Genomic DNA, 13166 nt, shown 5'->3' on the forward strand with positions numbered 1-13166 from the left:
CGGAGAGCGGGATTTCCCTGTAACCACGTCGCTCCTCAACCACGTCGCTCCTCATCTCCGGGCACCTTAGTTCCGAGCTTACAGCCACGCCCGGCGTCGACGCCCCTACTGTACGTCTCGCCGCTGACAGCCTTCCCCTCTTCAGCCAGCACGAAGCGAGACGCTTATGGTGACGTCACCATTTTGATCTCCCAAAATCCTTGACACACCTCACAATGGATAGGATCATCAGGTTTACGCCGATGTGATAACGCAAATATTTAGAGCAACATCGGCCGCAATCACATCAAGCCTTCTCAGGTCGCTCCCCGCTCTCTGCTGGCAGCGACCACCTCTCGCCCTAAGGCAGGAGCATCAATGACGATCACCCGCCGCCTCCACCTGGACCCCGCCGTCCTGCATGAGAACACTCTGCCGCCGCGCAGCTACTACATGCCTAGCTCGGGCCCCATCACCCCGGGCCCCGCCTCGCGCCAGGATTCGGACCGCATCCAGTTGCTCAACGGCACCTGGAGCCTGCTGCATGCCGAGAACGCCGAGGAGCTTCCGGTGGGCTTCTCCGCGCGCGACTTCCACAGCCCGGACGCGGTACCGCTGACAGTCCCCGGCACCTGGCAGATGCAGGGCATTGGCCAGCAGCAGTACATCAATGTCCGCTACCCATTCCCTCTGGACCCACCCCACGTGCCGTGGGACAACCCCTGCGGCGTGCACACCGTCGACTTCGACCGCCACGAGGACCCACAGGCGCCACTGACCCACCTGGTCTTTGAGGGCGTGGACTCCTGCTATTACGTCTGGCTCAACGGCACATACGTGGGCTACAGCCAGGTTTCCCACGCCACCGCTGAGTTCGACGTCACCGAGCTTCTGGAGGCCGGGGGCAATCGGCTGACCGTGTTGGTGTTCACTTGGTGCGACGGCAGCTATCTGGAGGATCAGGACAAGTTCCGTCAGACCGGGATCTTCCGCGACGTCTATCTGCTCTCGCGGTCCGCCGACGGCATCCGCGACTACAGCGTGCGCACCACCTGGGATCCGTCCTCCGCCGGCGTGACGGTGCGCGCGGACTTCCGCAGTGAGGAGACTCCAGTGCGCGTGCGTCTAGTGGATCAGGACCGCTGCGTGGACGAGAGCGACCTGACTCCCACAGCCGGTGACGACGAGTTCACCCACCAAGCCCAGCTGACCGTGCCGAGCCCGCGCATGTGGACCGCTGAGACGCCGCACCTCTATGAGCTGCAGTTGGTCACAGAGGACGAGACCATCACCGATCGCGTGGGTCTGCGTGAGATCGCGGTCCAGGACGCCGTCGTTCTCCTGAACGGCTCGCCGATCACGTTTCTCGGCGTCAACCGCCACGACTTCCACCCCGAGACCGGCTTCACGGTGTCGCTGGAGGACATGCGGCGGGACCTGGTGCTGATGAAGCAGCACAGCTTCAATGCCGTGCGTAGCGCCCACTACGCCAACTGCCCGCAGTTCTACGAGCTGTGCGATGAGCTGGGACTGTACGTGATGTCGGAGGCGGACAATGAGAGCCACGGCACGCAGGCGCGCTATCTGCGCGACGACAGCTGGGAGCACACGGTCCAGCGCTGGAACGAGCTCATCGCGGACGACTCCGCCTGGGTCGGGGCCACCCTGGACCGCTCGCGCCTGTCCGTGATCCGGGAGAAGAACCGGCCCAGCATCCTCGTCTGGTCGGCCGGCAATGAGGGTGCGTACGGGGTGACCTTCGAAAGGGCCCTGGAATGGACCAAGCGCTACGACCCCACGCGTCTGACCCATTACGAGAGCTCCTACTATGACGACGGCAAGCGCCCGTACGACTACACGAACATCGACATCGACTCGCGGATGTACCTCAGCCGCGAGGACATCCTGACCGAGCTCTCCCAGGGGACCGCCAAGCCCTACCTGCTGGTCGAGTACTCACATGCGATGGGCAACGGCCCCGGGGACCTGGCCATGTACGCGCAGCTGTTCCGAGAGCATCCGCAGATGTGCGGTGGTTTTGTGTGGGAGTGGGCCGATCATGCGATCGCCGCCGGGCAGACCGACGACGGCCACACCACCTACCGCTACGGCGGCGACCACGGAGAGACCCTGCACGACGGCAACTTCTGCGTGGACGGGCTGGTCGCCCCGGACCGCACCCCGCACCCGGGCCTGCTCGAGTACAAGAACGTGCACCGGCCGCTGCGGGCGGTGGCCTTCGACCAGGACGCCGGGCAGCTGATTCTGCGCAACGACTGGGACTTCACCTGGGCGGATGACAGCATCGCGATCCGCTTCGAGCTGGATCACGACGGCGACCTGGTGCACTCCGGTGCTCTGAGCCTGCCGGAGCCGCTGGCTCCGCACGCCGAGATCGAGGTGGAGATGCCTCTGCCTGTGCCGGACTCCGGCCGATGCCACCTGCGGGTGCACACATCCATGGTCGAGGCCACCGCCGCACTGCCCGCCGGACACGCGCTTGGATTCGATGAGATCGAGCTTCGCACCGCCCGGCCCGCCCACCGGCAAGCCGCCGCTCTCTTGGAGCTTTCTGAACGCGACCCCGCGCCCACCGCGATGCGTCAGGGTAGATGGATCACCGTGACCGCACCCGACGCCGAGGCCAGGATCGATGCCTTCACCGGGTTGCTGCACGGCTTGAGCGCGGGTGGACGTAAGCTGCTCAGCGCTCCGGCGGAGCTCAACATCTGGCGGGCCCCCACCGACAACGACCGCAATATCAAGCGTCAGTGGCTGGCCGCGCGCTACGACATGACTCACGTCCACGCCTACGACGTGCAGATCGACCAGTGCAACGGCGCGGCCGTGGTGACCGCGCAGGCCGCGCTGGTGGCCCCCACCATGCAGCCGATCCTGCGCCTGGACCTGGCATGGAGCTTCTTCGCCGACGGCCGCATCAGCTTGTCCGTCCACGGGCACAAGGATCCTGAGATGCCGGACCTGCCGCGCTTCGGCCTGCGGCTGTGGCTGCCGGAGAGCATGAGCCGGGTCGATTACTACGGTATCGGCCCGTTGGAGAGTTATCGGGACAAGCGGCACGCAGGCTGGCACTCAACCTTCAGCGCGCACGTGGACGAGCTGCACCAGGACTATCTGCGCCCGCAGGAGAACGGCAGCCATGACGACTGCGAGATCGTCTCGGTCCGCGGAGCGGGGCTGGGGCTCACGGCTGTGGGACCGGAGCGGTTCTCCTTCAGCGCCTCTCCCTATAGCCAGGAGGAACTCACCGCCCGGGCCCACAACGTGGAGCTGCAGCGCAGTGGGCACACTGTGCTGTGCCTGGACGCAGCGCAGGCGGGCATCGGCTCGAACAGCTGCGGACCGGCGCTAGACCCGCAGTTCCGGATCAGCCAGGAGGAGCTGGACTTCAAGATCACCCTCATCCCCACCATCGACGAGTGACTGCTCGTCCGCACGAGATACGACGAGGTGCAGCTGTGCAGGAGAAGACGTACCTGAAGTGGTACAACAAGTTGGGCTACGGCTCAGGAGACATTGCCGGGAACGTGGTCTACGTCCTGCTCTCGGCGTTCATGCTGGTCTATCTCACCGACACGGTGGGGCTGAACCCGGGCATCGTGGGCACACTGATGCTGCTGGCCAGGGTGCTCGACGGCATCACCGACGTCGTGTTCGGCGCGCTGGTGGACAAGACGAAGTCCCGCATGGGTAAAGCCCGCCCCTGGATGTTCTGGGGCTACTTCGGCTGCGCGATCACCCTGATCGCGCTGTTCGCCATCCCAACGCAGATAGGTGAATTCGCGCAGTACGCCTGGTTCTTCGTGGCATACGTTCTGCTCAACTCGGTGTTCTACACCGCGAACAACATCGCCTACTCGGCGCTGACCGCGCTGATCACCAAGAACGGCGCCGAGCGTGTGCAGATGGGTTCGATCCGCTTTATGTTCGCCTTCGCCACCAACCTCCTGATCCAGGCAATCACCATCGGCGCCGTGGAATCGTTTGGAGGGGGCGCCGAGGGCTGGCGCACCATGGCCATCGTCTATGCGGTCGTGGGCTTGGCGGTGAATTCCCTGTCGGTGCTCTCGGTGCGCGAGTTGCGCGCCAGAGACCTGATGGACCGGCCGGACCAGGAGGCCCCCACCCAGGCGATGAATCTGCAGATGGAGCACTACTCCCCGAGCAGCGCGGCCCGGCTGCTGGTGACCAACAAGTACTACCTGCTGATCCTGGCCGTCTTCATCCTGATGCAATTGTTCTCGGCCATGGTGAACACCACCGGCATCTTCTTCATGACCTATGTGCTGGGGGATCCCGGTCTGCTGGGCACCTTCGCCCTGGCGCTGAACGGCCCGCTGGTCGTGGCACTGGCTGTCACCCCGCTGATCGTCAAGCGCGTGGGCGCCATGTACGGGGTGAACCTGTGGGGCTACGTGATCGCCGTGCTGGGCCGCGTGGGCGTGATCGCGGCCGGCTACGCCGAGTCTGTGCCGCTGATGCTCCTCTTCACGGCCGTCGCCTCGCTGGGCATGGCCCCGCTGCAAGGCACGCTGAACGCTCTGATCGCCGAGGCTTCCGAGTACACCTATCTGCGCACCAAGCAGCGCATCGACGGCACCCTGTACTCGGCCACTTCGCTGGGCGTGAAGGTCGGCGGCGGCTTGGGCACCGCGCTGGCTGGCTGGCTGCTGGCCTGGGCGCAGTACGACGGCATGGCCGACGTGCAGCCGGACTCAGTTATCACCATGCTGCATGTGATGTATCTGTGGCTTCCCGCGGCCTTCAACGTGGTGATTCTGGTGCTGCTGCGCAAGCTCGATGTCGAGCGGGTCAACCGGAGGTTGCGGGAGGAGCTGGAGCAGCAGGTCTGATCCCGAGCCAGCCTCGTCGTCATGGTGCCGCCGTCAGAGAGCGCGAAGGCGCCACTGCAGCCGGTGTGTGCTGCCCGGGGCCAGGTGCACCAGGTCCTGTCCCCTGCGGAAGGCGTCCGGCGGGCAGTCCATGGGCTCGATGGCCACAGCCGCTCGCGGTCCGCCGTTCATGGAGTCCCCGGTGTAGACCTGCACCCATCGAGCACTCCCGTGCCAGCTGAGCTCCACGCCCTGTCCGACGGTTGACCACAGGCGCGCCGTGCACCAGCCCTCGGCGTCGTGGGCGACGTCGGTGAAGGCGTGGTCCAGCTCTGCGCCGGCCAGGCTCCGCGAGGTGCGGAAGTCGAAGGGGGTGCCGGGCACGGGCACCGACTCGACCGGCAGGCGCGTGGCCGGGCTGACCTCCAGACGGGTCCGGGCCGGGAGCTCCAGCCGCCAATCATCGGCCATGCCGGGACCGGCCACCAAATAGGGGTGAGGACAGCTGCCGTAGGGCGCGCTCTCCGCACCGAGGTTGCGCGCGGTGATCTGTGCCTGCAGCCCGTGCTCGTCGACCGCGTAGCGGGCCGTAACCTCCACGTCGAAGGGATAGCCAGGTTCTGTGCGCACATCTTGCGTCAGCTCCACGGAGAACTCGTCCCGGTGAACGATCCGCCACCAGCCGTACTCCGTCAGCCCGTGCAGCGCAGCCCCGTGGGCGGTGTCGTTGAGCGGCAGCTGGTGCCACCGTCCGGCGAACTCGTAGCGTCCCCCGCCCAGCCGGTTCGGCCAGGGTGCACACACCGCACCTCGGTAGTCGTCATAGGCGACTCCCGGTTGCCGCGCTGCCATCAGCGGACGACCGGAGTCCTCCACCCGGCACAGCGCTGCGGTCGACGGATCGACGACCGCGGCCACCCGCCCCCGACGCAGCAGGACCTCGTTAGTGACCTCAGACGCGCTCATGCGCCGCGGTCGGCACCGGCGGAGGGCAGCACGGTGAAGAGCTGAGGCGCACAGAATCCGCTGCGCTCGAAGGCATCGAGCACCCCGGTCCGCACTGTCTGCTCATCCTCCTGGTGGATCAGCGCGATAGCCGATCCCCCGAAGCCACCACCGGTCATCCGCGCACCGAGCGCACCGGCCGCCCGGGCGGCCTCCACTGCGGAGTCCAGCTCGGCACAGGAGACCTCGAAGTCCTCGCGCAGCGAGGTGTGAGAGGCGTTGAGCAGCTCGCCCACCGCGATGAAATCCCCGCGTTCCAGCAGTTCCACGGCTCGGAGCACCCGCCCGTTCTCCGTGACGACGTGCCGAGCGCGACGGGTGGTCTTCGGATCGAGGAGCCCACCGAAGCTGCCGTCCGGTCCAGCCTCGATCTCTTCCAGGGCGACGTCGCGCAGACTGTCCCTGCCCAGCGTGCGTGCCGCGAGCTCGCAAGATGCCCGCCGCTTGGCATATTCCCCGTCAGCAAGGGAGTGCGCGGCCCGGGTGTCCATCACCAGCAGGCGCAGTCCGTGTTCCTGAAGGGGCAGAGGCACGGCGCGAGACTCCAGAGAGCGGCAGTCCAGGAAGAGGGCGGATCCCTCGCGCCCCATCAAGGAGGCGGACTGGTCCATGATCCCGGTCGGGACTCCGATGAAGTCGTTCTCCGCTTGTTGCGTCAGGAGTGCCTTTTGCTGAGGTGACAGACCGAGCCCGAGCAGGTCGTCGAGGGCCACGATCGTGGCCACCTCCATCGCGTGTGAAGAAGACAGTCCTGCTCCCACGGGGACGGTCGAGTCAAGCAGCAAGTCGAAGCCCGGCACATCCGCTGCCCCTGAGCGGGACAGCGCGTACACCACGCCCGCGATGTACGCTCCCCAGCCTGTGACCGAGCCCGCCGTGAGAGATGCCACGTCGAAGGCTGCCCGGGAGACGCCGCCTCCTCCGGGGGAGAAGGTTGAGGCCGCACGCACCCGTTCGGACTCCGGCTCATTGGGGTGATGGAGCCGGACGGCGACGAGTGCCGAGTGTCCGATTGCCAAGGGCAGCACGAAGCCGTGATTGTAGTCGGTGTGCTCTCCGATTAGATTCACCCGCCCAGGAGCGCGCCACACGCCATCGGGCTCTGCTCCGAAGACCTCGGTGAAGCGTCGAGTCACCTGCTGGACGCGATGCACGAGGTCCCGGTCCTCTGCTCCGCTGTGCGGTTCATTGATCATGCTCCCGCCTCCCGGAGGCGCTGAGCGGTCTGCTCGGCAGTAACGTCGTTGATGAAGGCGCCCATGCCCGCTTCCGAACCGGCCAGGAATTTCAGCTTGTCCTCCGCGCGCCGCGGGCTGGTCAGCTGCAGGTGCAACCAACCGGCCTCCCGATCCACAGCATTCACGGGAGCCTGATGCCACGCCGCGATGTACGGCGTAGGGGTGCTGTAGAGACGGTCCACCCTTCGCAGCAGATCGCGGTACAGCAGCGCGAGCTCGTCGCGCTCCCTGTCGTCGAGGGCAGCAAGGTCCGGCACCTGCCGATGAGGGACCAGGTGGACCTCGAGAGGCCAACGCGCGGCAAAGGGAACATATGCCGAGAAGTGGTCACCTTCCAACACCATGCGGTCTCCGGCCTCGGCCTCGGCTCGCAGCAACTCGCCCATGAGCGCCCGACCGGTCTCGTCCATGTGGTGACGAGAACGTGCAGCGAGTCTGGCTGCGTGCGGCGCAGCGTAGGAATACGCATAGATCTGACCATGCGGGTGGTGAAGAGTCACACCGATCTGCTCGCCGCGGTTCTCGAAGGGGAAGACGTGACGGATGCCCGGAGTCGCAGAAAGCGCTTCCGTCCGCTGGGCCCAGGCCTCCACTACTGTCCGTGCACGTTCGTCGGGCAGGTCTGCGAAGGACCCACGGTGCTCAGGGGTGAAGACCACGACCTCACAGCGGCCCCAAGCCGGCGACGGGTCCCCCCAGAGCGGCTCCTCCTCAGCGCTGCTGCTGGGGGTGGGAAGCTGGCCGACGTCTGGCCCTAGGGACGGGAAGCGGTTCTCGAAGACCACCACGTGGTAATCCTCAGCAGGGATCTCCGATTCCCTTCCGCCGGTGGATGGGCACAAGGGGCACTGATCCGCCGGCGGCAGATAGGTCCTGGTCTGACGGTGGGCTGCCACAGCCACCCACTCCCCTGTCAGCCGGTCGTAGCGCAGCTGACCGTGGCCGGCGCGCTGATCCAACGGCCGAGTATCGTGCACATGCTCGATCACGGACGACCCGCGATCGGCGAAGAAGATCGCCTCCCGACCATCGGCCAGGTGATGGGTCCGATGCTCGAATCCTGGCCGGCCGGGGGCAGTCGAGGTGCTCATCGGATGACTCCGTTCGGGTGCGGGACTGTTCTCTACGAGATATGATAACGCAAACACTATTAATGCGGGAGACTTGCATTCTCTCCCCCGGCGTTATGGAGTCCGGTCAGACTGTCACCTAAGCGTGCAGCAGCCCCCAACAACGGCGCGTTCATCTTACGGCTCCCGGGCCAGTTGTCGAGGTGTTTACTGCAATCTCTGCTTCGTTTTTCGCAAGGAACTTCACCGACCGGGCGATGAAGCAGTACTTACTCACACCCTCGTGCAACGTCAACGCCGCGCGCGGTCGCTGTCAGCAGTGATGGTCACCCGTGGCCTGAGCATGACGCGCGCAAACTCACCCTCGCCACTGGCGGCAACGGCCATGGTTCCCATCGCGTGGTCCTCGTAGTCCAGTACGACGACGCCCGGGGCATGGACTTGATGTTCCCGGCCGTAAAAGGTGTACGACCCGGTCCCTGCGCCGTGATTACCGGCCCACCTAACGGTGCCGTCATAAAAGTGATGAGCGGGCACGGCTCCCCTCCCCTGGGGCCGGATGGTTCACCACACGATCATGCGGCGCGCTCAGTCCCGCACCTGGCGCGCGAACTCCAGGAGATCGTTGGCGAAGACCTCCGGCTCCTCGAACGCGGCGAAGTGGCCGCCGCGGTCCATGTCCGACCACCGCACCACGTTGTACCCGCGTTCCACCAGGCTGCGCGGGGGCCAGGGCATGAACTCGCCCGGGAAGTTCGCGACCGCCGTGGGAACGCTCACACGGGCGCCGTCGGGCATCCGGCGTGAGTCCTCGCCGGCGGCGCCGCGATACAGCCACGTGGCGGTGCCGAAGCTGCCGGTGACCAGGTACATCATCACGTTGGTCAGTAGTTGGTCCCTGCTGAACACGTTCTCGATGTGGTCTACTTGCCCTTCCGCGGTGGTGTCCGCCCAGGTATTGAACTTCTCCAGGATCCACGCGGCCGCCCCCACGGGACTGTCGGCCATGGCGTAGGACAGGGACACCGGTTTGGTGGACTGCTCATGCATGTAGCCGCTCTCGGCGGCCATGAGGGTCCGCATCCGTTGCTGCCAGGCCTTCTCCTCATCGGTCTGCGGGCCGCCGGCCGGTTGCAGACCCAGCATGTTCAGGTGCAGCGCGCGGCACCCGCCGCGGTTGCTTGTCGAATGCTCGAACGCCAACCACCCGGACACCATCGCACCCCAGTCCCCGCCCTGGGCAATGTACGTCTCGTACCCCAGAACCTCCCGCAGCAGCCGGTCCCACAGCTGCGCCACGCGACGCGGCCCGATCGGGCGGTCCGGCGCGCCCGAGAAGCCGTAACCGGGCAGTGACGGCACCACCACATTCACGCCGTGAGCGGCGTTCCCGCCGTGGTTCTCGGGGCGGGTCAGCCGCTCGATCACGCCGTAGAACTCGTACACGGAACCCGGCCAGCCGTGGGTGAGCACCACGGTGGGGGCACCCGGCGCGGAGGCCCTCACGTGCAGGAAGTGGATGCTCTGCCCGTCCACCTGAGCGGTGAACTGTGGGAAGCGGTTAAGCTCGGCCTCGGCCGCCCTCCAGTCGAACTGCTCCGTCCAGTACCGGCACAGTTCCCGTAACCAGGCGGGGTCCGTGCCGTAGGTCCACGGATCCTCGTCCGGGGCGATCGACGGCGTGCGCGGCCACTCGTAGGCCCGAACCTTCTCGCGGATCCCGTCGAGGACCCGCTGGGGCACCTCCACGGTGAACGGTTGCGGTGCGGTCATGGGCGATCTCCTCTGTGGGTTTCCGGACATCACTGGGTGTGCAGGACCGTCTTGAGCCAGCCTTCGTCGCGGCGGTCGAAATGCAGGTAGGCGTCCACGACGTCGGTGATCGGCTCGTGCTGGGTGACGAACGGCGTGGGATCGAAGATCCCGGCGGCCACCCGCTCCACCAGCGGCGGCGTCACGGACCGGTGGTCGCAGTTACCGGAGCGCAGGGTGAGGTTCTTGTTGGTGGCAGCCCCAATGGAGAAGGACGTCAGATCGGGGGAGAACACCCCGATGATCCCGATCCGGCCGTACTTGGCCACCGACTCCACGGCCCACTGGGACGACTGCGAAGGGGCGTTGGGGGGGGACCCAGTTCTCACCCTGCACGTTGGTCTTGGGCGCCACCTGCGCCACCTCGGCGGCGAACTCCTCCGCCTGCTGCTCACCCGCGCTCGCGGCGGGCCCGTGAGCGGGTCGCTGGGAATCCACCCCCACGGCCTCGATCACGGCGTCCACACCCACGCCCAGGGTGGCGTCCATCAGGGCCTCCACCGGGTCCTCCCCGTTGAAGTTGATGACCTCCGCGTTCTGCCCGCGGGCCTTGTCCAGGCGGGACTCGACGCCGTCGATCGCCCACACCCGGCCCGCGCCCTGTTGGTACGCGGCGGCAATGGCGAGCTGTCCCACGGCCCCGGCCTCGTACACGGCCACCGTGTCACCGCGGCGGACACCGGCCAGTTCCGCGCCGAACCACGCGGTGGGGTAGATGTCCGAGAGCAGGATCGCCTGGTCGTCGGAGACGTTGTCCGGCAGCGGAATCAGCGTATTGGAGGCCCACGGGACGCGAGCGTACTCAGCTTGCAGGCCGTCGACCGGCCCGGTGGGCGCGGGGCCACCGAAAAAGCTCGTTCCGGCCTGGGGGCCGTTGGGATTGGCGACGTCGCACTGAGCGGTCTGCCCCATCCTGCAGTACCGGCACACCCCGCAGGACATGGTGGAACACGCGATCACCCGGTCCCCGCAGGAGAGCCCGCGCACGGCGGAACCGACCTCCTCCACCACGCCCACCGCTTCGTGGCCCAGGATGGTGCCCTCTTTCATGCCCGCCATGGTCCCGCGGATGAAGTGCAGGTCCGTGCCGCAGATGGCGCTGCAGGTGATGCGAACGATTGCGTCGGTGGGTTCCTGGATCGTGGGGTCAGCCACGGTGTCCAGGCGGATGTCCCCCTCGCCGTGCCATACCAGTGCTTTCACCAGTGACGCTCCTCAGCTGTAGCGGTGATCGTGCAGGGCGGGTCAGCGGCCGGGTGCGACGGCGGCACCGAAGTGCTCGGCGGTTTCCCGCTGCGCCTGTTCGGCCTTGTCCAGCACCGGGGCGGCGCCGAAGAATTCATGCATCACGCCCTGGTAATGGGAGGAGGTGGTGGGCACCCCCGCAGCTTCCAGGTTGGCCGCAAACTCTTGTCCCTGATCACGCAGGATGTCACGCTCGCACGTGATCACCAGGGTGGGGGGCATTGAGGCCAGGGACTCCCGGGGCCAGTTCAACAGGTCGATCCTTGGATCCGTGGCCGCCTCGGGCACCCCCTCGAAGGCGTACATGGCCATCCAGGACAGCAGAGGCAGCCTCAGCGGTCGCCCGTCGGCCTCGCTGGTCATGGACTCCCCATGCGGCTCCGCCGTGGTCAGCGGGTACGCGCACACCTGGGCCGCCGGCAGCGGTTCCCCGGCCTGAACCAACTGCAGGGTGGTGGCCGCAGCCATGGTCCCGCCCGCGGACTCCCCGCCAATGGCCATCCGGGAGGGGTCCCCGCCCAGTTGTGCGGCATTGGCGGCGGTCCAGCGCCAGGCGGTCAGGACGTCGTCGTGCGCGGCGGGGAACACGTACTCCGGGGCCAAGCGGTAGTGCGGGGACACCACGATCGCCCCGGTCTTGTTCGCCAGGCCGCGGCACGAGGAGTCGTAGGAGTCCTCGTCGAAGAGCACCCACCCACCGCCGTGGATCCACAGGATGATCGGCTGGGTCCCCTCCGCGGCGTTCGCCGGGGTGAACACGCGCAAGGTCTGTTCGCCACCGGCGCCGTCAGGGATCTGCACGTCTTTCACCGAGTCCACCGGTTCGGGGTACTCGATGCCCCGGTCCCGCATGACCTTCTTGAGTCCGTCGCCGAGGGCCGGTTGCTTGCGGGCCTCGGCCGGCTCCAAGATTTCCGACGGGCGCGGCGTCAGCTCGGAGTAGGCGTCCACGAGGGCCTGAGCCTGCGGGTCCAGCAGTCCGGAGGCATCGGTGGCCAGGTGCTTGTTCTTGCCCGTCACCGCGGCCTTGGCCGCGTCCACCGGCTTGGCCAGTGCGCCCACCGCCCGCTCGATCTTGCCCTCGTCCGGGGCGTGCGGGTGAGGCGCAGGCGGCGCCTGACGTTTAGCGGCCAGGACCTGTTTGCCCAGCTCGGCCAACTTGTCCGCGCCCACCTTGTCGCGGAACGCAGGCATCTCCTCCTGCTCCTCGTCCTCCACGTGGTGGCGGGTCACTTCAATTAGCTCGGACAGGGCCTTTTCGAACTCGTCCTCCCCGGGATCGGTCTTGCTGAGGGTGGCCAGCAGCTCTTTCATGTCGCCGTGCTCCTGCCGGGCGTCGTCGTCGAACTCGTCCATCCCCAGCGTGCGCCACAGCGGATACATCACCACTTCCTCGGCCACGGTGTGCGTGGACAGCTCGACAATGATCTGGTCCGTCAGGACACGGCGATCCCCGCGGCCCGCCTCCAAGTGCTGGAACAACCGGTCCACCACGGTGTGGTCGTCCGCAATCAGGTGGTCGATGTCGCCGGGCTGGGCGGGGTAATTCAGGGCCATGAAGAATGCTCCTCATAATTGACGCGGGGCAATTCTATCGAGCGCAACACGAACGTTTCCCCGGGCGGTAGCCACTCCGCGAGTAGCTGACAGCCTTCACCCTAAGCGCACTTACTGACGGGCTACAACCCCTCACGGGTGTGTTCGTGTGATGGGGGCGGGTGGTGAAAGCTGGTGGTGGGGATAAGAAAAGCCAGTGTCGGTGACCTCACCGTAGCGAGACCACCGACACTGGCTGCAGTAACCACGGTGTGTTAAATGAGTACAGGGCAGCGGGGGCCACCATATTGGTGTCGCCCGCTGCCCTGTGTACGTTGATTTCGGCGGTGACTTACTCTCCCACACCCTCCCGAGTGCAGTACCATCAGCGCTGTGGGTCTTAGCTTCCGGGTTCGAGATGGGACCGG

General features: G+C 66.5%; 9 protein-coding genes and 1 rRNA gene. 2 read left to right on the plus strand and 8 right to left on the minus strand.

Annotation, left to right across the window (positions count from 1 at the left end):
* The first annotated feature begins 357 nt into the window (after positions 1-357).
* Together EWV37_RS03535 and EWV37_RS03540 are read left to right on the plus strand one after the other, a co-directional pair.
* Positions 358-3423 (plus strand): glycoside hydrolase family 2 TIM barrel-domain containing protein, encoded by a 3066-nt coding sequence (locus EWV37_RS03535; RefSeq protein WP_129699829.1) that lies wholly within the window; start codon positions 358-360, stop codon positions 3421-3423.
* Between the two features lie 35 nt (positions 3424-3458).
* A complete protein-coding gene (locus EWV37_RS03540; protein ID WP_129699831.1) occupies positions 3459-4853 on the plus strand; it encodes an MFS transporter in 1395 nt (464 codons plus the stop codon).
* 33 nt (positions 4854-4886) lie between these two features.
* On the opposite strand, the gene EWV37_RS03545 is transcribed toward EWV37_RS03540, so the two are convergent.
* The 8 genes from EWV37_RS03545 to rrf all read right to left on the minus strand — a co-directional run.
* The gene (locus EWV37_RS03545) at positions 4887-5798 is read right to left on the minus strand and encodes an aldose epimerase family protein (protein WP_129699833.1); all 912 of its coding nucleotides are present in this window, start codon (positions 5796-5798) and stop codon (positions 4887-4889) included.
* Positions 5795-7033 carry a galactokinase gene (gene galK, locus EWV37_RS03550; RefSeq protein WP_129699835.1) on the minus strand — a complete coding sequence of 413 codons (1239 nt, stop codon included), beginning with the start codon at positions 7031-7033 and terminating at the stop codon, positions 5795-5797. The genes EWV37_RS03545 and galK overlap by 4 nt, the downstream gene beginning before the upstream one ends.
* Positions 7030-8166, minus strand: coding sequence for a galactose-1-phosphate uridylyltransferase (galT, locus tag EWV37_RS03555; RefSeq protein WP_129699838.1), 1137 nt, complete (start codon positions 8164-8166; stop codon positions 7030-7032). The genes galK and galT overlap by 4 nt, the downstream gene beginning before the upstream one ends.
* A 567-nt stretch (positions 8167-8733) precedes the next feature.
* A complete protein-coding gene (locus EWV37_RS03565) occupies positions 8734-9918 on the minus strand; it encodes an epoxide hydrolase family protein (RefSeq protein WP_129699840.1) in 1185 nt (394 codons plus the stop codon).
* Between the two features lie 29 nt (positions 9919-9947).
* A complete protein-coding gene (locus EWV37_RS15535; RefSeq protein ID WP_202976175.1) occupies positions 9948-10103 on the minus strand; it encodes a hypothetical protein in 156 nt (51 codons plus the stop codon).
* A 16-nt stretch (positions 10104-10119) separates the two neighbouring features.
* Positions 10120-11160, minus strand: coding sequence for an alcohol dehydrogenase catalytic domain-containing protein (locus tag EWV37_RS03570; protein WP_202976176.1), 1041 nt, complete (start codon positions 11158-11160; stop codon positions 10120-10122).
* Between the two features lie 42 nt (positions 11161-11202).
* Positions 11203-12759 (minus strand): alpha/beta hydrolase fold domain-containing protein, encoded by a 1557-nt coding sequence (locus tag EWV37_RS03575; protein ID WP_129699843.1) that lies wholly within the window; start codon positions 12757-12759, stop codon positions 11203-11205.
* A 318-nt stretch (positions 12760-13077) separates the two neighbouring features.
* Positions 13078-13166 (minus strand): 5S ribosomal RNA (gene rrf / locus EWV37_RS03580); the annotation flags it as partial.

It is taken from the genome of Kocuria carniphila, assembly GCF_004136555.1.
Lineage (GTDB): Bacteria > Actinomycetota > Actinomycetes > Actinomycetales > Micrococcaceae > Kocuria > Kocuria carniphila.

Bases quoted from the DNA above. Each gene is read 5' to 3' on its own strand.
- galK (WP_129699835.1), bottom strand. From the start codon at position 7,033: ATGATCAATGAACCGCACAGCGGAGCAGAGGACCGGGACCTCGTGCAT.
- EWV37_RS03545 (WP_129699833.1), bottom strand. From the start codon at position 5,798: ATGAGCGCGTCTGAGGTCACTAACGAGGTCCTGCTGCGTCGGGGGCGG.
- EWV37_RS03565 (WP_129699840.1), bottom strand. From the start codon at position 9,918: ATGACCGCACCGCAACCGTTCACCGTGGAGGTGCCCCAGCGGGTCCTC.
- galT (WP_129699838.1), bottom strand. From the start codon at position 8,166: ATGAGCACCTCGACTGCCCCCGGCCGGCCAGGATTCGAGCATCGGACC.
- EWV37_RS03535 (WP_129699829.1), top strand. From the start codon at position 358: ATGACGATCACCCGCCGCCTCCACCTGGACCCCGCCGTCCTGCATGAG.
- EWV37_RS03575 (WP_129699843.1), bottom strand. From the start codon at position 12,759: ATGGCCCTGAATTACCCCGCCCAGCCCGGCGACATCGACCACCTGATT.